General features: G+C 36.6%; 17 protein-coding genes. 1 reads left to right on the forward strand and 16 read right to left on the reverse strand.

Features of this window, described 5'->3' with window-relative positions; translation table 11 throughout:
* Positions 1 to 393: 393 nt before the first annotated feature.
* The 16 genes from HT722_RS03540 to HT722_RS03615 form a co-directional block, all read right to left on the reverse strand.
* The gene (locus tag HT722_RS03540; protein WP_001149044.1) at positions 394 to 1,104 is read right to left on the reverse strand and encodes an MgtC/SapB family protein; all 711 of its coding nucleotides are present in this window, start codon (positions 1,102 to 1,104) and stop codon (positions 394 to 396) included.
* A 2-nt stretch (positions 1,105 to 1,106) separates the two neighbouring features.
* Complete coding sequence (locus HT722_RS03545) at positions 1,107 to 2,798, reverse strand: iron ABC transporter permease (protein ID WP_173277605.1); 1,692 nt, start codon at positions 2,796 to 2,798, stop codon at positions 1,107 to 1,109.
* A gap of 11 nt (positions 2,799 to 2,809) precedes the next feature.
* Positions 2,810 to 3,820 (reverse strand): ABC transporter ATP-binding protein, encoded by a 1,011-nt coding sequence (locus tag HT722_RS03550; protein ID WP_050241876.1) that lies wholly within the window; start codon positions 3,818 to 3,820, stop codon positions 2,810 to 2,812.
* 100 nt (positions 3,821 to 3,920) lie between these two features.
* Positions 3,921 to 4,988 (reverse strand): extracellular solute-binding protein, encoded by a 1,068-nt coding sequence (locus HT722_RS03555; protein ID WP_000738380.1) that lies wholly within the window; start codon positions 4,986 to 4,988, stop codon positions 3,921 to 3,923.
* A gap of 24 nt (positions 4,989 to 5,012) precedes the next feature.
* Positions 5,013 to 5,672, reverse strand: coding sequence for a DUF1868 domain-containing protein (locus HT722_RS03560; protein ID WP_173277607.1), 660 nt, complete (start codon positions 5,670 to 5,672; stop codon positions 5,013 to 5,015).
* Positions 5,673 to 5,856: 184 nt separating this feature from the next.
* Complete coding sequence (galE, locus tag HT722_RS03565) at positions 5,857 to 6,867, reverse strand: UDP-glucose 4-epimerase GalE (RefSeq protein ID WP_000996560.1); 1,011 nt, start codon at positions 6,865 to 6,867, stop codon at positions 5,857 to 5,859.
* A gap of 12 nt (positions 6,868 to 6,879) precedes the next feature.
* Positions 6,880 to 8,355 carry a UDP-glucose--hexose-1-phosphate uridylyltransferase gene (galT, locus tag HT722_RS03570; protein WP_000848807.1) on the reverse strand — a complete coding sequence of 492 codons (1,476 nt, stop codon included), beginning with the start codon at positions 8,353 to 8,355 and terminating at the stop codon, positions 6,880 to 6,882.
* 12 nt (positions 8,356 to 8,367) lie between these two features.
* On the reverse strand, positions 8,368 to 9,009 hold the full coding sequence (locus HT722_RS03575) for a phosphate uptake regulator PhoU (RefSeq protein WP_000945323.1): 642 nt from the start codon (positions 9,007 to 9,009) through the stop codon (positions 8,368 to 8,370).
* A gap of 57 nt (positions 9,010 to 9,066) precedes the next feature.
* Positions 9,067 to 9,813 carry a protein phosphatase 2C domain-containing protein gene (locus HT722_RS03580; RefSeq protein ID WP_173277609.1) on the reverse strand — a complete coding sequence of 249 codons (747 nt, stop codon included), beginning with the start codon at positions 9,811 to 9,813 and terminating at the stop codon, positions 9,067 to 9,069.
* Positions 9,797 to 11,905 (reverse strand): glycosyl hydrolase family 28-related protein, encoded by a 2,109-nt coding sequence (locus tag HT722_RS03585; protein ID WP_173277610.1) that lies wholly within the window; start codon positions 11,903 to 11,905, stop codon positions 9,797 to 9,799. Before HT722_RS03585 ends, HT722_RS03580 begins: the two co-directional genes overlap by 17 nt.
* Positions 11,906 to 12,826: 921 nt before the next feature.
* Positions 12,827 to 14,053, reverse strand: coding sequence for a DegT/DnrJ/EryC1/StrS aminotransferase family protein (locus HT722_RS03590; protein ID WP_173277612.1), 1,227 nt, complete (start codon positions 14,051 to 14,053; stop codon positions 12,827 to 12,829).
* Between the two features lie 42 nt (positions 14,054 to 14,095).
* Entirely contained in the window at positions 14,096 to 14,788 is a 693-nt protein-coding gene (locus tag HT722_RS03595) for a sugar transferase (protein ID WP_173277614.1), read from the reverse strand.
* Between the two features lie 103 nt (positions 14,789 to 14,891).
* A complete protein-coding gene (locus HT722_RS03600) occupies positions 14,892 to 16,634 on the reverse strand; it encodes an ABC transporter ATP-binding protein (RefSeq protein WP_173277616.1) in 1,743 nt (580 codons plus the stop codon).
* Positions 16,624 to 18,369 carry an ABC transporter ATP-binding protein gene (locus tag HT722_RS03605; RefSeq protein ID WP_173277618.1) on the reverse strand — a complete coding sequence of 582 codons (1,746 nt, stop codon included), beginning with the start codon at positions 18,367 to 18,369 and terminating at the stop codon, positions 16,624 to 16,626. The genes HT722_RS03600 and HT722_RS03605 overlap by 11 nt, the downstream gene beginning before the upstream one ends.
* A 54-nt stretch (positions 18,370 to 18,423) precedes the next feature.
* A complete protein-coding gene (locus tag HT722_RS03610; protein ID WP_033687260.1) occupies positions 18,424 to 19,059 on the reverse strand; it encodes a DUF421 domain-containing protein in 636 nt (211 codons plus the stop codon).
* Positions 19,056 to 19,511, reverse strand: a complete 456-nt coding sequence (locus tag HT722_RS03615) for a DUF3290 family protein (RefSeq protein WP_000675332.1) — start codon at positions 19,509 to 19,511, stop codon at positions 19,056 to 19,058. Before HT722_RS03615 ends, HT722_RS03610 begins: the two co-directional genes overlap by 4 nt.
* Positions 19,512 to 19,644: 133 nt before the next feature.
* Between HT722_RS03615 and HT722_RS03620 the strand changes: the two genes are divergently transcribed.
* The gene (locus tag HT722_RS03620; RefSeq protein WP_004241106.1) at positions 19,645 to 20,472 is read left to right on the forward strand and encodes an exodeoxyribonuclease III; all 828 of its coding nucleotides are present in this window, start codon (positions 19,645 to 19,647) and stop codon (positions 20,470 to 20,472) included.
* Positions 20,473 to 20,481: the final 9 nt, after the last annotated feature.

Consider the following 20,481-nt stretch of genomic DNA (forward strand, 5'->3'; position numbering starts at 1 on the left):
ATATAACACTCTAATATGGGAACAGCTTTCTCCTTAACAATAACATTTCTAAGCATTTCTTCAAATGGTAAATGACAAGCGAACACCATCTCACAAACATCATAAAATGAATGGAAGTGGTATACCTGTATGAGATTATAGTCATCAAAATAAGTTATTTTTCCTGCATCAAAATCCACTTTATATACTCTCAAATTAGTTAGATCCTTTTCTTCAAAAATTATTATGGACACCTCTAAAAACTACCGATTTTCTATTTTTATTGCTCAGAAAACGTTGATACATCAATGTTTAAAAGTATTGAAATTGAGTTTTTAGATGTGCCCTTATATTTCTTATTATTTAAAGAAAACAAAAGGACTAGAATAATCCGTCCCTTTGTTTATCCCTAGATTAGCTGATTTCCTCAACATAAATCACACCAACAATATTAGCAATTTCTTCCATTAGTTTAAGGTGCTCAAATCTACCTGATAATTCCAGAGTAATAAATGACGCGATTTTTTTGTCTGGAACATCAAAATATTCAATTCTTTCTGAATTAACATCTCCAAATGCAGTTCTAGAATCAGTCATTCTAATGCCATTCTCAGCACAGTATACTAGTACCCGATTATATGCCTCTGTAGATCTAACAACGATATACAATTCGATTATCTTTGAACGACTTTGAAGATATTTTTTTAAAGGTTGGAACATAGTTATAACACTCCAAACAGACATTGCTCCTAGTATGGCTCCTTCATAAAAACCAACACCAATAGCTAGACCGATTCCAGCTGAAGCCCATATTCCGGCTGCAGTTGTTAAACCAGTTATTTTCTTTTTATCTGTAATAAGTATTGTTCCAGCCCCAAGAAAACCAACACCTGATATAACCTGCGCACCTAAGCGTGTAGGATCTCCTGTACCAAATTTATAAGATACATACTCATTAGTCATCATAATTAAACATGCAGCCAGACAAACAATACTATGTGTACGAATACCTGCTGGTTGAGATTTACTTCCTCTCTCTAAACCAATTACACCACCAATAACTAATGAAAGTACAATTCTTAATACAATTTCGATGTATGATAGTCCTAAGCTTGTTGCTTGCATTATTATCTCCTTTTTCTACTAACTGGTCTCTGAGTAAAGTATAAAACAGAACCAGAAATTATCATTAATACAATAGTATAAACGAATACAAGTGCTTGAGCATTTGAAGTTGCTGTTTCATCACCTGCTGAACGAATAGTTATACCCAGTGGTTGAGCTAATGGATGGTAAAGAAATACAGATAAGTCGAAGTCAGTTAATAAAGAGTTAAAGTTTAAAGCAATAACAGAGAGAACAACCGGTAAAATAAATGGAATGATAACCTTCATCATAGTATAAAAAGGTGAAGCACCCATACTTCTTGCTGCATCTTCCATCTCATCATCAACACTAAATAAAATAGCACGTACCATTCTATAAGAAAATGGGATTTTTACAACTATATATGCAATAAGTAGAATTACCAAACTACCTACCAAAATCTGATTCAAGACAAGAAATTGTGGCTGATTAAAAGTAAATAATAAACTTACTGCTAAAAGTGTACTTGGTAGTAACCAAGGAAGTAGAGCACCATATTCAAATAAGAAATCAAAACGAGATTTATGTTTTCTGACAACACGAGCAAATACAACTGCGAGAATTGTTGCTGTTGTCGCAGCAATAATAGAATAAATAAAGCTGACCAAGAATGGAGAGAATGCCGCACTATTACTAAAGAATAAGCGATAATTTTCTAAAGTAAAGTTTGATAATGTTAAGTTACCTGTTTGAATTGCAACTGGATCTGTAAATGAGTATAATACTATAAAAATTAGTGGAAGCATGAAAACTGTGAACAATCCATATGCTACAATGTGAGCAATGATATTCCAAGGCTTAGACGCAATTTTTTGTTTTTTAAGAGGCGCTTTAGTCTTAGAGATAGAAATATAATTTCCACCTTTTTCTATCTTGTTCATGATAGTAAGCAAAATTGTAGTTGCAATACCTAAAATAATTGCAAGTAGAGCAGCTAAATCACGAGAATTCCCCATCCCTGCAAATGTAATAATCATTGGATTTATAGTTTGAAATTCTTTACCACCAACAATCATGGGTGCTGCTACTGCAGATAAACCACTAAGAAAAACCATGATAGTAAGTGCAAATAGAGTTGGAATTAAGGTTGGTAACACTACTTTTCGGAAAACAGTAAATGGTTTTGCTCCCATATTTCGAGCAGCCTCAATAGTGTGATAGTCAACGCTTCGAATTGTATTTGTTAAAAACAATGTATGATTAGCAGTTCCTGAAAATGTCATAATGAATAAGACTGCACCATACCCAATAAACCAGTTAGGGTCTAAAGAAGGGATAATATTTTGTAAAAATTTTGTAATCAATCCATAAGGACCATAGACAAATTTATATCCAGTCGCTAAAACCACTCCTCCATAAATTAAAGAGGTCATATAACCTAATTTTAAAATTTTAGCACCTTTAATATCAAAGTATTCTGTAAATAGAACACAAAGAATACCTACGACATTAACTGTAATAATGAGTGAAAATGCCAACTTAAAACTGTTCATAATACTCTGAAGTGCCCTCTGAGATTTTAGAACACGATGTACAGCATCAAGGGAAAATTCTCCTCCTTTTACAAATACATTCACTACTAGATCAAAGTTTGGATAAATAATAAATGTTACTAAGAACCAGATTAACCCTAAACGAATAAGCCAATCTTTTAAATTTAATTTATGACGCATACTGCACCTCCTTAAAATTGCAGAACGTCTGATGGTGTGATAAATAATTCCACACTTTCTCCGACAGATCTAATAGCAGCCTGACTATCAATACTTGTTACATTAAGAATCTGACTTTCAGAAACTTTTATTGTATAGTGAATTGTAACTCCAGAAAACTCAACATCAATAATTGTCCCTTTTAGAGTGAAATCTTGTTCAGTTTCACGATTGAATCGAACTTTCTCTAATCGAATGTATCCTTTTTTATCTTCTAAGAAAACGCTTGCATTTTTCAGTAATACTTCGTGGACTGTTTCATCGGTCAAAACATTAATATCTCCAATAAAATCACACACAAATTCAGTTTGAGAATTATGATAAATTTCTACTGGTGTACCGACCTGTTCGATGAATCCATTGTTAAAGACTGCAATTCTATCAGATAAAGTCAAGGCTTCCTCTTGATCATGAGTAACATATAAAGTAGTAATACCTAACTCTTTTTGAAGTCTTTTCAACTCTTTTCTCAAATCTACACGTAATTTTGCGTCAAGGTTTGACAATGGTTCATCTAGACAAAGAATTTTAGGTTCAAGAACCAGAGCACGAGCCAATGCTACCCTTTGTTGTTGACCCCCAGATAATTCTGATACATTACGCTGTAACTGTTGATCAGAGATCTTAATTTTTGCTGCTACTGCTGATACTTTTGCTTTAATAACATCTGGAGCTACCTTCTTAACTTTTAAACCAAATGCAATATTATCAAAAACAGTCATAGTTGGAAATAGCGCATAAGATTGAAATACAATACCAATTCCACGCTTTTCAGGTTCCAAATGAGTGACATCTGTTCCATTAACTTCAATACTTCCTGATGATGGATCTAGAAAACCTACCAATGCTCTCAAAGTAGTTGATTTACCACATCCTGAAGGCCCAAGAAATGTAAAAAATTCCCCTTCATGTATATCTAAATTCAGATTATCAATTGCAACAAAATCACCATATTTAATTTGAATATTATCAAATTTAATCATCTCACTAACTCCCTCTATTACTAAACCAAAAGCCTCTCTTTATTTCTTCCTTAAATTTAGAAATAATAGAGAGACTTGGACATAAAAATTAAATTATTTCTTATTGTACGTATTCTAATTCAGCTTTTTCTACCCATTCATCCAAATGCTTTCCAACAGCTTCCCAGTCAATATTTTGTGGTTTCACTTGATCCACAAATTTTTTCGTATCTTCAGGTAACTCTGTTAGGGCATCTTTATTTGCAGGAATAGATCCAAAGTTCTTACTATATTCTACTTGAATTTCTGTTTGACCAAACCAATCAATAAATTCTTTAGCTAACGCTTGTTTTTTACTAGTGCTTAAAACCATAGTTTGTTCAGTTACAAATGGTACACCAATCTCAGGAGTCATAACTTTGAAAACAACATTTTGTTCTTTTTGTCCAACTAATGCACCAGAACCCCACATCATTCCATATTGTATTGGATCTTCTTTGTCTAACATCTTAACAATTGAACTTTCTCCCTTTTGAAGAGTGTATGCATTTTTCAAATATTCTTTTGCTGCTTCCCAACCTTTTTCGGAAACACCTAATTCACCTTTATCATCAAGGTATCGAACTAAGATACTTGCTAGAATTGCCCGTCCTGTTCCACCTGAGAGCCCAGAAATTGAATATTTACCTTTATACTTACTACCTAATTCAGTCCAATCTTTAGGCATTTCTTTTACATCAGGCGCCCCAATTAAAACTAATGGTTGAACAATCACAGGATTATAATAATTATCTTTATCTGATAAAGATTGATCAATTTTATCTAACCATTTAGGCTTGTACTGGACTAGTAATTTTTGATCTCTAATTTTATTTGAATCAACAGCACCAATTCCAAATACCATATCTGCAACTGCATTATTCTTCTCGGCAATAACACGGTCTGCTAATTGAGCGCCAGGAATATCAACCATTTTTATATTAAAACCAGCTTCTTTTGCTTTAGCAGTTAACCAATCACCACGACCATTTGAGACTGAGTTCGAATAGATTACTAATTCTTGACTTTTATCAGCTTTTTCTTCAGATGAAGAAGCAGTCGTAGAATTTGAACCTCCAGAGCAAGCAGCAAGTGTAGTAAGAGCAACTCCCGTTGCAAGTACAGTAGACCAAACTTTCATTTTTTTCATGATAAGTTCTCCTTTTTTATTATTTTATTTAAATTTTTCATGATATGGAACAAATTGTCTCATATCTTCAAATACAGTATAGTCAATACGGTTTACAGTAATAGTTGGAATCTTCTCTAATAAAATTTCAGTTAATTCTGCTCTGACTTTAGTAAACTCTTCTTCCTCCTCTTCGGTTAGAGGAATCCGAAGATACCCAATTGAAATATGGAATTGATATCTATCATGATTAGGGAAACGAACACCTGCTTTTTCTGAGACATAAGTACGAATTTCTTTTAATCTCTTTGCAGAAGCTTCATCTGCAGGTTCAACTAGTATGTTTTGTTTTCCCATTTCAGTCACACGCATATGAATTTCTTCATCCAACAATGGAAAAATTTCAAGTTGTTTAGCAAAGTAATCATGTATTTCCTGTAAAGGTGTATCAAGAGGAAGATTACTGCTCCAAAACTCCGTTTCACGATTTTCATGACACAACAATTCAATTACAGTCATGTGAATAGAATTCCTTGGAGTTAAAGTAAACTTATCGATAAATGGTAATTCTATATAACGTGATTGAATAATATCAACAACTTCCATCAAATCTTGTTTAGTATAAAGATTTGCTACAACAGTATTTCCTGGAAAATGATTAAATTCTCCATTTTCTTTGAACTTAATTTTTGTTAGGTTTTTCATATAAAGACCCTCTTTTTTATATTTGACACCGGTGTCATCTATGCTTATATTATATAACGAAACCGTTTACTTTGTCAAGCGCTTTCAAAAATTTTTTTTAAAAAATTTATCTTTCATTAAATATGCATTTCATTAAAAGGTTAAGTAATTTTTCCAAAATACAGCACTCATATAGACAGTATCATCAATTATAGCCATTGGGATTTTTTGATTGCCAATTCCATGTATCTCTACACATGTCTTCAATCGATTTTGTTGTCCTCCAATTTAATTCCTTATATGCTTTGTCTGCATTTGCATAACAAGTTGCAACGTCTCCTGAACGTCTTGGAACTATTTTATAAGGAATAGGGATCTTATTAACACTTTCAAATGTATTTACTAGTTGTAATACACTAGTTCCTTCTCCCGAGCCTAGGTTATAGATATAAACATCTGTTTTTTCAGATACTTTTTCTAAAGCTTTTATATGTCCTATTGCTAAATCTACTACATGGATATAATCGCGCACACCAGTACCGTCAAGCGTATCATAATCATTTCCGAACACACTTAGTTCTGACAGCTTACCTACCGCTACTTGTGCAATATAGGGCATCAAGTTGTTAGGAATTCCTGAGGGATCTTCCCCAATCAAACCAGACTCATGAGCACCAATTGGATTGAAATAACGAAGCAACGCAATACTCCATTCTGAATCTGCCACATGAACATCTTTTAAAATTTGCTCAAGCATCACTTTCGTATACCCATAAGGATTTGTCGCACTTGTTTGCATAGTCTCAATTAGAGGTGACTGATTGTTAATTCCATATACAGTCGCACTTGAAGAAAAGACAATCTTTTTAACATTAAATTCTGACATCACTTCAACAAGTGCCAATGTACTCATAATATTATTTTTGTAGTACATCACAGGTTTTTGCACGGATTCTCCGACAGCTTTATAACCTGCAAAATGAATTGCAGCATCAATCGATTCTTGTTCAAATACCTTTCTCAATGCTTGTTTATCACAAACATCTAATTCGTAAAACACGGGACGTATTCCTGTAATTGCTTCAATACGGTCTAGCACCAAGATGCTAGAGTTCGAAAGGTTGTCGACAATGATGACTTCCTTTCCTAAATTTAGTAATTCTACTACGGTATGGCTACCAATATAACCAGCTCCGCCTGTTACCAATATTGCCATTTGGGTTTCCTCCTAATTAATTCCAACCGACTTAACAAATCTCATAAACGCTTCATGCCCAGACGGTGTATTCTTATAAACTCCTGCATCTTCCAGAACTCTCGCAAACACTTGTCCTGCTTCGTGTTGAACTACGCTATTAACCTCTTCTTTATTAATGCGAGGATATTTTTCTTTCAATTGGTCGGCCCATTCTAAATGATAATCCGCAATTGCGTTTTCCTCTCCTAAAAGATATTTTCCAACTTCTTCTAACTCTGGTTTCAAACGAGGTGGTAATATCGCAAGTCCCATCACTTCGATTAATCCGATATTTTCCTTTTTAATATGTTGTACATCTTGATGAGGATGGAAAACACCATCTGGGTATTGTTCAGTAGTATGATTATCTCTTAGAACAATATCTAATTCATATCTCCCGTCCACTTTACGAGCAATAGGAGTCACCGTATGGTGTGGAACATCTTCAGTCATAGCAATGATGTCTACTTCTAAATCTGAATATTCTCTCCACTTATTTAGAATTTTAGTAGCTAAATCTAACAAGCGATTTTTATTTTCACTTTGTAACCTAATTACTGACATTGGCCATTTTACAATACCAGCATTAACATCCTCAAAGTCTTTAAAACGAAATTCACTCTCAAATTTTGCTTTTTCCATTGGGAAAATATGTTTCCCTCCCTGGTAGTGGTTATGACTAAGAATGGAGCCTCCTGAGATAGGAAGATCAGAATTTGAACCAGCAAAATATCCTGGCAAAATATCAACAATCTCCAATAATTGTTCAAATGTTTTAGAGGTAATAGCCATTGGTACATGTTGACTATTCAAAAATATCGCATGCTCATTAAAGTATGAGTAAGGAGAATACTGGAATCCCCATACTTCGTCACCAAGTTTCATCCGAATAATTCTATGATTCGAACGTGCTGGATAATTTATTCGCCCCTGATATCCTTCATTTTCCATACATAGTAAACATTTGGGATAATTAGTGGCTTTTACTAATTTTTCAGCAGCAATTGTTTTTGGATCTTTTTCGGGTTTTGACAAATTTATCGTAATCTCTAGCTCTCCGTATTTAGTTGATGCTCGAAACTCAATATTCTTAGCAATAGCAGAAGTTTTAATATAATCACTATCTTTACTTAACTTATAAAACTCTTCAACTGCTTCTTGAGGTGATATATCATATGAACTCCAAAAAATATCATTTAATCGACTAGGTAAAGGAACTATGAAATTCATTAACTCTGCTCCTAAACATTCCTTTTCCTCAATTAAATCTTTAATTTTACCGTTTTTTAAGGCGATTTCCACTAAGTAATCTTTTATTTGTTTCAGGTCATTTTCATCGGAAATGCGATCAGTTCCCTCCTCACCTATTAACGCTAGTACCCTATTTTTCACATATATTTTGTCAATTTCATTATACATTCCGTATTCAATTACTCTATCAACAAAATTATCAATAATTGTTTTCATATATTTTTCTTTCTAATTTATGTTCCCATATTTTCTATACATTATCCATTTATAAATTGATTGCGTAGTATGAGCAATTTTATCAAGGTGATGAATAATATCTAAAGCACCAATTACTTCAGAAACATTCCCATCATCTTCAAATATGTAATTCATTATTTTCTTTTCAATATTTATACTAAGCTCTTCTATCTCATTCTGTTTTTGTATAACAACCATATCTAAACATCCAAATTGTTCCTCTCTATAACAAGATATAGCCCTATTCATATGCAGTCCGATAACTTCATGAAGTATTTTTATTTCTGAAATAATTTTCTTCAAAATTTCATTATTTTGAATAATCTGTAGATTTTTTAAAATTTCAACAATTCTATCCCCAATACGTTCAATGTCAGTTGATATTTTTATTACACTAATAATTCTTCTTAAGTCATATGAAACGGGATGTTGTAAACAAATTAACTCATATCCTTTTTTATCAACATTTAGAACTGACTCATTTATGATTAAATCTTCTTTAATCAATTCTATTCGTTCTTCATTTGATAAATATTCAAATAACTTCTCGTATTTATCAAGCACAGATACCCAAATGGTCTCTAAATTATTTGATAATTCTATAATTTCATTTTCTAAATATAACCTTAACATTTAGGTACCTCTTCTTAACAAAGTTCAATAGTAACAATTAATATTTTAAACAATATATCAAACATCAATAACTAGAATACTTGCATCATCCTTCTTTCCATAGATTGGATCAATAGCAGAAGAATTAAATCTCATCTTAATTAACTCTTCAAAAGTTTTATTTTGATTATTTTGATAGAATTCATAAAAGCCATCGCTCATTAAAACAATTTGTTCACTAGTAACATCTATTTGATTAATAATAACATAGTCTAAAAATCTCTCATCCAACGAACCTATCCAGTACCCATTCGGTTGATTAGATAATTTTCTGATTTTTTGTAAAATAATTTTTTTATTTAAAACACTATTTGTACCAATTGAATCTTTTATCTCATTTTTCCCTTTTTCAAATAAGTTATCTACTCTATGATCAGTTATTTCCATTTCGTTTACTAACATGACGCAGTCACCTAGCATCATATACTCCAACTTTTTTTCTGAAAGTTTAGCAAATATAAAAGCAAATGTTGGTAAGCGATAATACTCTGTTAATTCATATGAGTTTAAACCGATTTCATCTTTAACCTCGAGTAAAGCAGTTTCAAATATTTGTTTAAGAGTTTTTGATTCTTTACAATTAACCGACAAACTTTCTGATAAAATATGTACAACTTCTGAGACTGAATAACCTATCTCCTCTTTAGAATTATATAAATCTGTAGCTCCATCGATAATCCAAAAATACTGATTTTGTGAACCTACAGTATCCTCATTTTCTACAGAACTTCCTTGTATCGAACAAATTTTATTTATCTTTACCATAATACTTCAACCCTTTTAGTGTCAAAAGTAAACCAATTCCTGTCACTGTTAAGAATAGTTCCATAATCTTGTTCGAACCAGTCTTTGGTAATTTTTGTTTTACATCTACTATTTCTTTAGATTTATTAATATGATTTTCAGTTTCTCTGCCATCTCCAACTATTTTATAGTTTACTTCTTCTGTCTTATTATCTTGTTTATTGTCGATCTTGTCATTCATTTGTCTATTATCTTTACTTGAGTTAAACTCTCCGTTCTTCTGGTTACTATCAATTACATTATTTGAATTAGATTGTTTTTCATGCACATATGAACTTGTTTTAATTTTTTCCTCTTTGTTTTTTTCTTTTTCGTTTTTATCACTTAAATTATTTGTTACAATTTTGTAAAGCCCATTCTCCGTTACAATATTGAAATTACCATCGCTATCACGTATAACTGGTTCTTTCCCATTTGCATTAGATTTGATGAATGATATATACTTACCGGATAAATTATAAAATTGGTTATTTAAAACGGTTATTTTACCCTTTGAATCCTCAATAACAATTCCTTCTTTACCACCGAATATACTATTCTCTGAGACTACTAAATTATCACTAACTCGTAATAATTCAATATTTGGTTGTTCTGTTTCCTTAGAATTATTATTAATTACATTTTTTGTTACAGTAATATCTGATACTTTTCCTAAATATTCTGCACTATCTTTTGCAACTCGTATCGCTTTTGTTTTAGGATCGGCAATATTAAATATATTTTCGGCGATAACCACCTGTTTATTTAAATCTAATAGGTCTTTAGTGTTTTTATAGCTATAAGCATTTACTAAAGCTGCTCCGCTTTCTCGATAATGTACACTCTCTCCTTTAACTTTCTTATCAAAGCGATTTCCTTTGATTAATACATCAGTGAATCCTGTAAAACGTACACCTGCATACATCATGTTATCAAAATGATTATTTAAAATTTTAATATTAGAGGGGTTCTGTGTCGACAATGTTTGATAGTGTGTGCCAATTGCTGTTACTAATTCCCCAGATTTATCACTTTTGCCAAAATAGGAATTTTGAATAGTCACATTTTCAGATTTTTTCCCATCATCATTCAAGGCATAAGGAAAACCTTTTCTAGTTAATGGTTCAATCTGAATGCTCTCCTTACTTATGATTTGCCCATCCTTCATCGTTTTGGGTAAGGCTTGCCCAAGAAAACGAGAATTATCAACTAATACATTTTTCGAACCTGCAATTTGAATAGCATGCCCTTGATAACTATCCTTGAATGTTACATTTTTTATAGTTACGTTATTTGAATTCCCAATAGCAAATGCACCTGAAGAATTTATAAGTGGTAGATTTTTTGCTTTAGTTCCTTCTTCATTCAAAGCACCGTTCATATCAATAGTACCACCAGAATAACTAATATCTTCTGTTGGGCCCCATTCTACTTGCGCACCATCATCCGTAAATAAACCTGTCATAAAAACAATAGAAGGGTGATTCTTAATATTTATACCATTTAGAATGGTAGCTTTCTCATTCAATTCTAAGTGTGTATGACTTTTTAAAAAAACAATTTCTTTTACTAAATAAGTTCCTTCCGGAAAATATACATTTCCTCCACCTAGCCCTTGAGCTGCAGCATCTATTGCATCTTGAATTGCTTGTCGATCATCATTAACTCCGTCACCTATTGCTCCATAATCTTTAACATTCAAAGCTACGTCTTCGTTCAGATTAGTACTTAAAATAGTATTCACTTCCATCCCAGAGATGTTACCCATCATAGTATCATTTGTTATATCAGGTTTATTTTGATTAATACTCACTCCTCCATTATTATCAGTACTTAAACTTGAATTGTTATCAAGACTGAGAGTATCAGAATGGGGTTCCGCAGATAATGATGTAGATGTGCTACTCAACAAAGAGTTCATTTGCATATTATCTTTAGACGAAGAAGTTTCACCAACTACTTCATTAGCTAAAACACTTTGTGTTCCAATAAATAAAACCGCTAAGAGAACTGAGCAAACTCCCACCTTAGACTTACGAATAGAGAAAACCTCATTTTGTTGAAAAGATTTCATATTAGCCTCCAATTAAAAACATTATGTCCTAATTTAATATTCATATAAATTCCATGCCAGAAAATGACACCGCTGTCATTTTCTTTATAATATATTTTTAAATCAAAATTGTCAAGGAATAACACAATAAAATATCAAAACTGTGAAAGCGTGACCATTTATATATCTAACCATACTTCTAATAATTCTTTAACCTTCCATTCAAAAGTGATTACTATCTTTCTTAGCTTGAACATAAAAATATCCTATTCACTGTATTTAAAGCATGTTGACATCTCGTAAAATACTAATTTATAAATACAAGAACAAATATCTTGTCATGCAAGCATTCGCCAGGTATATTTACATGAATATCGTTCATATAGCGGATTGAAATCAAAACAATACAATATATTTCTTAAATAGATTTTCTATAAAAGCTAGATTCAAGCTCTATAAAAATAAACGCAGTTCTTCTAAAATACTGGAATAGGACATATAAATCATTGCAGACACGTGTTTTATAGATTATTTCAAAAGAATGACTAGAACATGAAAAATAGTCTCAAAACTTTGAACAATATTCTGAAAACAAAAAAGAAAGACGCGAGTTTCCACAACCTCATTCGTGGAAACTCGCGTCTTTCAAAAAATAGGGTGAATTGAAAACTAGAACAAGACACTACATTTTCTAAATGATGCCTAATAAAAATTCTAAATGCTACACCAAATTGCTCACATCTCATTTCAAACCATACAGTATATTGAAACTATAAGAGTACACCTTTGCTTCTAAAATATTGCTAGAAATTAATTTGACTATCCTGATTGATTTGTCCTGTTTTTATTTCATTTTACTATAGGACTTTCAATTGAAAACAACAGTTTTACACTCAATTAGACTTTTTAGAAACAGAATCACTATTACTTGACTGTAGTTTGTCATTTTTTTGATGAAGTTAGCACTTTTTCAGAAACTGTTTTGAAAGTCTCAATGATATAGTCCACTTCTTCATCGCTTAATTTAGTGTGAAGAGGGAGCGTAATTTCATTTTCAAAGAAGGCATAGGCCTTAGGATAATTCGCCATATCAAAGCCAAGATTCTTATAGGCTGTTAAGAGCGGAAGCGGTTTATAGTGTACGTTACTTGCAATTCCTGCTTTAGCCAATTCTTGAATGATGAGGTTGCGTTCTTCTAGGCTTGCTCCTTCTACATGGGTGATGTAGAGGTGGCGTGAAGATTCGACACTATCAGTCTTGTGTGCCAATGGACGAATGCGAGAACCTGCAAAACCTCGATCATAGCGGTCCACAATGTCCTTACGACGTTGTAGTAAACCAGGATAACGGTCCAATTGTACCAAACCAAGTGACGCCATGATATCTGTCATATTGCACTTGTAGGCTGGTGTGACGATATCGTATTCCCATGAACCCAGTTGCATCTTAGCAAGAGCATCCTTGGTTTGCCCGTGAAGGGAAAGGATTTGGAATTCCTTGTACATCTCTTCGTCGTCAATCGCTGGATTGGCTTTCCAAGTAGCACTTCCTCCCTCCGCAGTTGTAAAGTTCTTAACCGCATGGAATGAGAAGGAAGTAAAGTCAGCGATAGAACCGGCTGGTTGTCCTTTATAAGTTGATCCCAAAGCGTGGGCACTATCAGACACGATCACGATACGGTTAAAGGCCTTTTGCCACTTGCTTGAAGCGGTAAAGAGATCACGTTTTTTCTCCACAACTTGGAACAAACGGTCATAGTCGCAAACAATCCCCGCAAGCTCAACCGGAATAATCACCTTAGTCTTTTCAGTAATGGCTTGCTCCAGCAGGTCATAGTCCATCTCAAACGTATCTGCTTGGATATCCACCATGACAGGGGTCGCTCCTACGTGAGTGATAACACTACATGAAGCTGTATAGGTCATGGCTGGAACGATGACTTCATCTCCAGGACCCACTTCCAAGACGCGCAAAATCAACTCAAGAGCGGCAGTTGCAGAATTGAGGCAGACAGTCTTAGGTGTCTGTGTATATTGAGACAAGCGACGCTCTAGTTCTTTTGTCTTAGGACCTGTTGTGATCCAACCAGAACGCAGGGTATCCGCTACTTCAGCAATTTCTGCTTCCGTAATATCGGGTGGTGAAAATGGAATATTGTAATTTGGCATTGATTTGCTCCTTTTATCTGTACTCATTTTCTCATGACTACTTTATTTTAGCACTTCAAACACGGTTTGAAACATGATTTTGATGTCTCCAAGGAAACTAAACTCTCGGAGATAGGCGAGGTTATAGCGCATCTTTTCAGGAAGGACATGTTCGACATAGGCTTGGTCAACCGACAGACCTTTCTCCGTCATTTGACTGATGATGGTGTCCTCATCCTTGTAGTTGATGCTGGCTGGAGAGGTAATCCCTGCTGGTAAAAGCAAGGTCGCCATCATTTCAGGGCTATACTGCTCTGTGTAGCGTGGCACTTCAGGTCGTGTACCGACAAAAGACATCTCACCTTTAAGAACATTGACCAACTGAGGCAGTTCGTCCAAACGGACACGGCGGATAAAATTGCCAACCTTGGTAATGCGGCTATCGTTAGCAGAAGTCACCAGACTCCCTTTTTTATCCGCATCCGTCACCATGGTACGGAACTTCCAAATCTTGAAAGGTCGATTGTACTGGGTCACGCGCTCTTGCTTGTAAATCACTGGCCCCTTGCTATCCAACTTGATCCAAATGCTCAAAATGAGAAAGATGGGAGAGGTCAGAACCAGTACAACCAAGGCCAAAACCCAGTCCAAACAACGCTTGAAAATCAGCGACCCCTTCCTTTTAGAGACAAGCTGGTAGTAAGACTCAACCTCGCTTGATTGCATTTCCACGGGCAAGTCTTCCCATTTCAGCATGCTGTTTCTCCTTTGTTTTTATTATACTATTTGTCAACATTTTCATTATACCACAAAATGGAAAAGGCGGTGTAAGAAATCTGTGATTTAGAGGAATTCTTCTTTAGGCAAGAGCCCCTGCCTGCAAGCTATACATCTTGTGATATGTTCCTCCCAAGGCCAAGAGTTCCTCATGGGTTCCACTCTCGATAATGCGCCCCTTGTCCAAAACATAGATACAGTTGGCGTCTTGGATGGTAGAAAGACGGTGGGCAATGGCAATGGTTGTCCGCCCTTGTCTCATCTTAGCCAGAGAAGCTTGAACCAAGCTTTCTGTTTCAGAGTCAATATTGGCTGTCGCTTCATCCAAAATCAGGATTTTAGGCTGACTGGCGACTGTTCTAGCAAAGGCAAGAAGCTGACGCTGACCAGTAGAGAAGCTCGAACCACGCTCAGACACAGGTGCATCATATCCCTGAGGAAGTTCTTGAATAAAGGAATCTGCATCCACGAAGGCTGCCGCAGCCTGGACCTGCTCATCACTGATTTCTTGGTACATGGCGATATTGGACTTAATGGTCCCATGATAGAGGAAGGGATCCTGCAAGACCAGTCCGATATTTTTTCTCAGCTCTTCCTGACTGTAGTCCCTAATATCCACATCATCCAAGAGAACTCGACCTGACTGGAATTCATAAAAGCGCATGAGGACATTGATAATAGACGATTTTCCAGAACCTGTATGACCCACAAAGGCAATGGTTTCATCCTTGTTAACCGAAAAGGAAATATCATCCAGAATCGGGTGCTTGCCATCATATGAGAAACATACGTGTTCAAAACGAATATTGCCTTCTTTGACCTCAGCTTGGCCATTTTCTTGAAGGGGCTCATAGTTCCTCTCATCGATTAAGGCAAAAACACGGCCTGCAGACACCATGGAAGTTTGAAGGGTCGAAAAATTTTGCGTCACTTCAATCAGGGGATCAAAGAGACGATTGATATACTGGATAAAGGCATACATAGTTCCTGCTGTTATTCCCAGATAAAGTCCACGATAGCCAAAATAGGCCATTAAAACTGCATATCCTAGGAGTTTCAGCAAACTCATGGCAGGTCTCAAAAAGAGGGCATCCAAGGCCACAGAACGGTTGGCATAGACCAAGTGTTCTTGGTTGATCTCATCAAATTCTACCTGCAGGCGCTTCTCTTGATTAAAGGCCTGAATAATCCTGATTCCTTCGATGTTTTCAGCCAGCTTGCTATTGATATCAGACAAGAGACTTCTGGTTTTCTCAATGATTTTCACTGATTTTTTCCGATAGAGATTGACCAAAAGGAAAATCAAGGGGAGAAAGAGCAAGACTAATGCTGTCAAACGAAAATCCAACACCAACATGGTATAAAGAGTTGTCAGAAAGATGAAAACTGCTGAGATAAAGCTGGACAAAATCCCCGAAAACATATCACTGATGGTCTCAGTATCATTGGTCAAACGAGAGACAATCGAGCCTGCTGGCGTCTTGTCAAAATAAGACATGCCCAACTTTTCCATATTGGCAAAGGCATCCCGACGAATATCCCTAACAATACTGTATGACACCCGTGCAAAGAGAAGATTACCGACATACTGGACCAGCGTTTGTAGGATATAAAGGCCATAGTAGGCCAGCAAAACGGTCACAGCGAGTTGGTTGAGATTGCTGAGATACTGGTCGATAAAGTGGGAAGCCACAAGGGGAATGACACTTTTAATGACCGTCATCGCTAGGAGAAAACTGAGTGCCAAAAAGGTCAGGAGACCGTAAGGTTTGAGATAGGACATCAAGCGCTTCAATACAGTCCATTGTTCTTTCTTATTCTGCATCTTCTTCTCCTTTCATTTCCAGCTGCTGAGACTGGTAGGTTTGGGCATACCAGCCATCCAGGGCTAGCAAGTCTTCGTGTGTTCCTCTTTCGATAATTTGTCCATTTTGCAGGACTAAAATCAAATCTGCATGGACAACCGCACTGAGACGATGAGCTGTAATAATGGTTGTCTTGTCCTTTCGCGTTTCCTTGAGGTTGTCGATGATGGCATACTCTGTCTTGGCATCCACAGCTGACAAAGAATCATCCAAAATCAAGATATCAGGGTCTAAAATCATAGCCCGACTCATGGCCAGACGCTGCTTTTGACCTCCAGAAAGACTGACTCCCTTTTCACCAATCAGCGTATCAAATCCTTGAGACATGTCTACAATGTCTTGATAAACTTGAGCTAGCTTTGTCGCTTCCTCGACCACTGAAAGGGGCAAGTTAGGATTGCCAAAGCGGATATTGTCTAAAATCGAAGTCGCAAAAAGGAACTGGTCCTGAGGAACATAGCCCATAAGACTACGAAGATCTGTCAGACGGTAGTCTCGAATATCGTGACCATTTAGATAAATGGCTCCCTTGTCCACATCGTATTCACGCAAGAGGAGCTTGATCAAGGACGTTTTCCCAGAGCCTGTCTGTCCGACCAAACCCAATGTTTGCCCTTTTTCCAAACTGAAATGAATATCCGTCAGTGTTTCCTCATTTTCAAAGGCAAAACTATCAATAGCGTACTGCAGGCACCCGTTTTCAATGCCATCCAAAGGAAACTCAGGGTCTTGTACAGGTGATTCCTGAGACAAAAGTTCCTCAATCCGCTGGTAAGAAACCTTCCCTCGCTGGGTAATATTAAAGAGGAAGCCGATGGCCATAAGAGGCCAGACCAGCATATCCAAGTAGCTGATAAAGGTAACCAGATTACCAACCGTAATCTGCCCCTCCTGAAGCATCAAGGAGCCGACCAAAAGCGTTAAAACATAGGAGGAACCAACAAACAAGAGAACCATGGGGTCAAAGAGACTATCGTATTTCATGGTTTGCAGGTTCTTTTGGAAGGTCAATTCATTGACTGCCTGGAAAGACTTCAACTCGTCCGCCTGATATCCGAAAGACTTGGTCACTTTGATACCTGATACAGACTCCTGCACCTTGTTATTGAGTTCAGAAAAGGCAGCCTGCGATTCGCCAAAAGCCTTGTGGGTCTTTCTCCCTAAACGGCTAGTCGCATAGGCCATGAAAGGCAGGGGTAGAATGGCAACCAAGGTCATCTGCCATGAAATGCTAAAAAGCATGGTTAGCAAGGTCACTAAAGCTGTGATTGAAGCATCCACCGCAGACATGACTCCTCCACCTGCCAAACGAGTCAAGGCATTGATATCGTTGGTGGCATGCGCCATCAGGTCTCCCGTCCGATAGGTTTGATAAAAGGCTGGAGACATTTTTGTGAAATGCTCAAACAACCGAGACCGCATAATCTGCCCCAAACGGTAGGAAGTCCCGAGGATATACATCCGCCAAACATAGCGCAGATAGTACATCCCAAAAGTCGCAAGAAGCAAGTAAAATAGGTCAAGAAGGAGGTCCTGCTGGGTTAATTGTCCCGATGTGATTACATCAATGACTCGCCCCATGACCATGGGGGGAATAAGATTGAGGACGGAAACCAAAACCAGGGCCACAATCCCGACTAGATAACGGCGTTTTTCTAACTTGAAAAACCACCAAAGTTTTTGAATAATGGACATAAAATCCCTTTCTGATTGCAAATTGAAACCTGAGGCCAAGACCCCAGGTTTTTCTTATTCATAGGTTACGACTGAGACGACACCCTTGTCATACTCAGCGATAAAGATATTGGCTACATTGTCATGCCCTTGTTTGCTGAGGTTATCAAGCAACCACTCTTCGCTACGACCAATCGATTCCAAAACATCTACTTGGATCACACCGTCAGTCACAACTGGATACTTAGGATTTTCATCTCCCATTTGGACCACGATGAGTTGGCCATTTTGCTCCTGCACAGCTCGTTTAACTTGCTTCATCTGGAAAATCCCTTGGCTACGAAGTTTGAGAGCAACTTCTGCCGCAGACAAGCCAACTGAACGACAGGCTTCTGGGTCAATCTGCCCATTTTTGATAAGGAGAGTTGGTTTTCCATCAATCAAGCGTTTGACAAAACGAACATTGTTATTGAGCCACTTGAGGGTCAAGACCAAAATCGTCCACATCATCAAAATCACTGCGTACTGCAGAATGCTGATTGAACTATTGTAAATTACCCCACCGATGATACCACCGAGAACATAGTTTTGAATTTGGTCTGTCGCAGAGTTAGGTGCTAGGTTTCCTTTTCCTGTCACATTGATCACGAAAACCAGCGAGAATAGACCCAAGGCCAGTTTGATTAAAATTTCCATATAGTTGAGTGTCATTTGTTTACCTCCACCAATTCAATAGCGTCTGTTTGATTCAATTCTAATTTCTCTAAAAGATACTTGTCTGGTTGGCTCCCGTTCATGGCGCGGTAGAAATTTGGACCTACCTTGACAAGCGCTCCATCAGTGGCTGCAGAAGTATTGACATAAACTTCTGATTTATCCACTCCCAAGTCTTTGGAAACAACCTCTATGAAATGAAGGGAGGTTTGAAATTGGTTGTTAGAGGCTTGATTGGTCTGGTATTTTGAGATTGTCACCAAAAGCATGGCCACCAAGGTCAAGGCCAAAATCATGACCAATTCCCGAAACTTAGTCCCCTTTTTATCTCGATAGGCTTTAAAAGCAAAAAATCCTGTGATAGCTAGGAGAACAATTCCAAAGCCAATCATGATGCCATTTTGCTGACTGATTTGGCTAAGTACATAGTCATATGAGTAAAATTTCATTTATTTTCACTCCCTTTCATAAAATCATTCTTAATTATAAACGAAAGAGAGTGATTTTTCAAGCCATACATTGGGGAAATGGACCTTTTTTTGGTATAATAAAATCTATAATCTGAATGAAAAAGGTAACTTTATGAAACTCATCTCATGGAATATTGATTCCCTCAATGCTGCCCTAACTAGTGACTCAACTCGTGCCAAATTGTCCCAAGAAGTACTACAAACCTTGGTCGCTGAAAATGCTGATATCATCGCTATCCAAGAAACCAAGCTTTCTGCCAAGGGTCCTACTAAAAAACACTTGGAAATTTTAGCTGAACTCTTTCCAAACTACGAAAACACGTGGCGTTCTTCTCAAGAACCTGCCCGCAAAGGCTATGCTGGAACCATGTTCCTTTATAAGAAAGAACTCACACCCACTGTCACTTTTCCAGAAATCGGTGCCCCTTCTACCATGGACTTAGAAGGTCGCATCATCACTCTAGAATTTGATGAATTTTTCGTGACCCAAGTTTACACTCCAAACGCTGGCGACGGCCTCAAACGTTTGGAAGAACGCCAAGTCTGGGATGTCAAATATGCGGAGTACTTGGCTGAACTAGACAAAGAAAAACCAGTCCTTGCGACCGGTGACTACAATGTAGCCCACAATGAAATTGACCTTGCAAATCCTGCCAGCAACCGCCGTTCACCTGGATTTACCGACGAGGAACGTGCTGGATTTACCAACCTTTTAGCAACTGGATTTACTGATACCTTCCGCCACATTCACGGCGATGTTCCAGAACGCTACACTTGGTGGGCACAGCGCAGCAAGACCTCTAAAATCAATAATACTGGCTGGAGAATTGACTACTGGCTCACAAGTAACCGCATCGCTAACAAGGTGACTAAGTCTGATATGATCGACTCGGGAGCTCGCCAAGACCATACACCTATTGTCATGGAGATTGAACTCTAAGGAGAAAAC

Origin of the sequence: Streptococcus sp. 53, assembly GCF_013276565.1 — a bacterium.
Lineage (GTDB): Bacteria > Bacillota > Bacilli > Lactobacillales > Streptococcaceae > Streptococcus.

Excerpts from the sequence above, each read along its gene's own strand:
- HT722_RS03540 (WP_001149044.1), bottom strand. The coding sequence starts at position 1,104 with ATGCAAGCAACAAGCTTAGGACTATCATACATCGAAATTGTATTAAGA.
- HT722_RS03545 (WP_173277605.1), bottom strand. The coding sequence starts at position 2,798 with ATGCGTCATAAATTAAATTTAAAAGATTGGCTTATTCGTTTAGGGTTA.
- HT722_RS03550 (WP_050241876.1), bottom strand. The coding sequence starts at position 3,820 with ATGATTAAATTTGATAATATTCAAATTAAATATGGTGATTTTGTTGCA.
- HT722_RS03555 (WP_000738380.1), bottom strand. The coding sequence starts at position 4,988 with ATGAAAAAAATGAAAGTTTGGTCTACTGTACTTGCAACGGGAGTTGCT.
- HT722_RS03560 (WP_173277607.1), bottom strand. The coding sequence starts at position 5,672 with ATGAAAAACCTAACAAAAATTAAGTTCAAAGAAAATGGAGAATTTAAT.
- galE (WP_000996560.1), bottom strand. The coding sequence starts at position 6,867 with ATGGCAATATTGGTAACAGGCGGAGCTGGTTATATTGGTAGCCATACC.
- galT (WP_000848807.1), bottom strand. The coding sequence starts at position 8,355 with ATGAAAACAATTATTGATAATTTTGTTGATAGAGTAATTGAATACGGA.
- HT722_RS03575 (WP_000945323.1), bottom strand. The coding sequence starts at position 9,009 with ATGTTAAGGTTATATTTAGAAAATGAAATTATAGAATTATCAAATAAT.
- HT722_RS03580 (WP_173277609.1), bottom strand. The coding sequence starts at position 9,813 with ATGGTAAAGATAAATAAAATTTGTTCGATACAAGGAAGTTCTGTAGAA.
- HT722_RS03585 (WP_173277610.1), bottom strand. The coding sequence starts at position 11,905 with ATGAAATCTTTTCAACAAAATGAGGTTTTCTCTATTCGTAAGTCTAAG.
- HT722_RS03590 (WP_173277612.1), bottom strand. The coding sequence starts at position 14,053 with ATGCCAAATTACAATATTCCATTTTCACCACCCGATATTACGGAAGCA.
- HT722_RS03595 (WP_173277614.1), bottom strand. The coding sequence starts at position 14,788 with ATGCTGAAATGGGAAGACTTGCCCGTGGAAATGCAATCAAGCGAGGTT.
- HT722_RS03600 (WP_173277616.1), bottom strand. The coding sequence starts at position 16,634 with ATGCAGAATAAGAAAGAACAATGGACTGTATTGAAGCGCTTGATGTCC.
- HT722_RS03605 (WP_173277618.1), bottom strand. The coding sequence starts at position 18,369 with ATGTCCATTATTCAAAAACTTTGGTGGTTTTTCAAGTTAGAAAAACGC.
- HT722_RS03610 (WP_033687260.1), bottom strand. The coding sequence starts at position 19,059 with ATGACACTCAACTATATGGAAATTTTAATCAAACTGGCCTTGGGTCTA.
- HT722_RS03615 (WP_000675332.1), bottom strand. The coding sequence starts at position 19,511 with ATGAAATTTTACTCATATGACTATGTACTTAGCCAAATCAGTCAGCAA.
- HT722_RS03620 (WP_004241106.1), top strand. The coding sequence starts at position 19,645 with ATGAAACTCATCTCATGGAATATTGATTCCCTCAATGCTGCCCTAACT.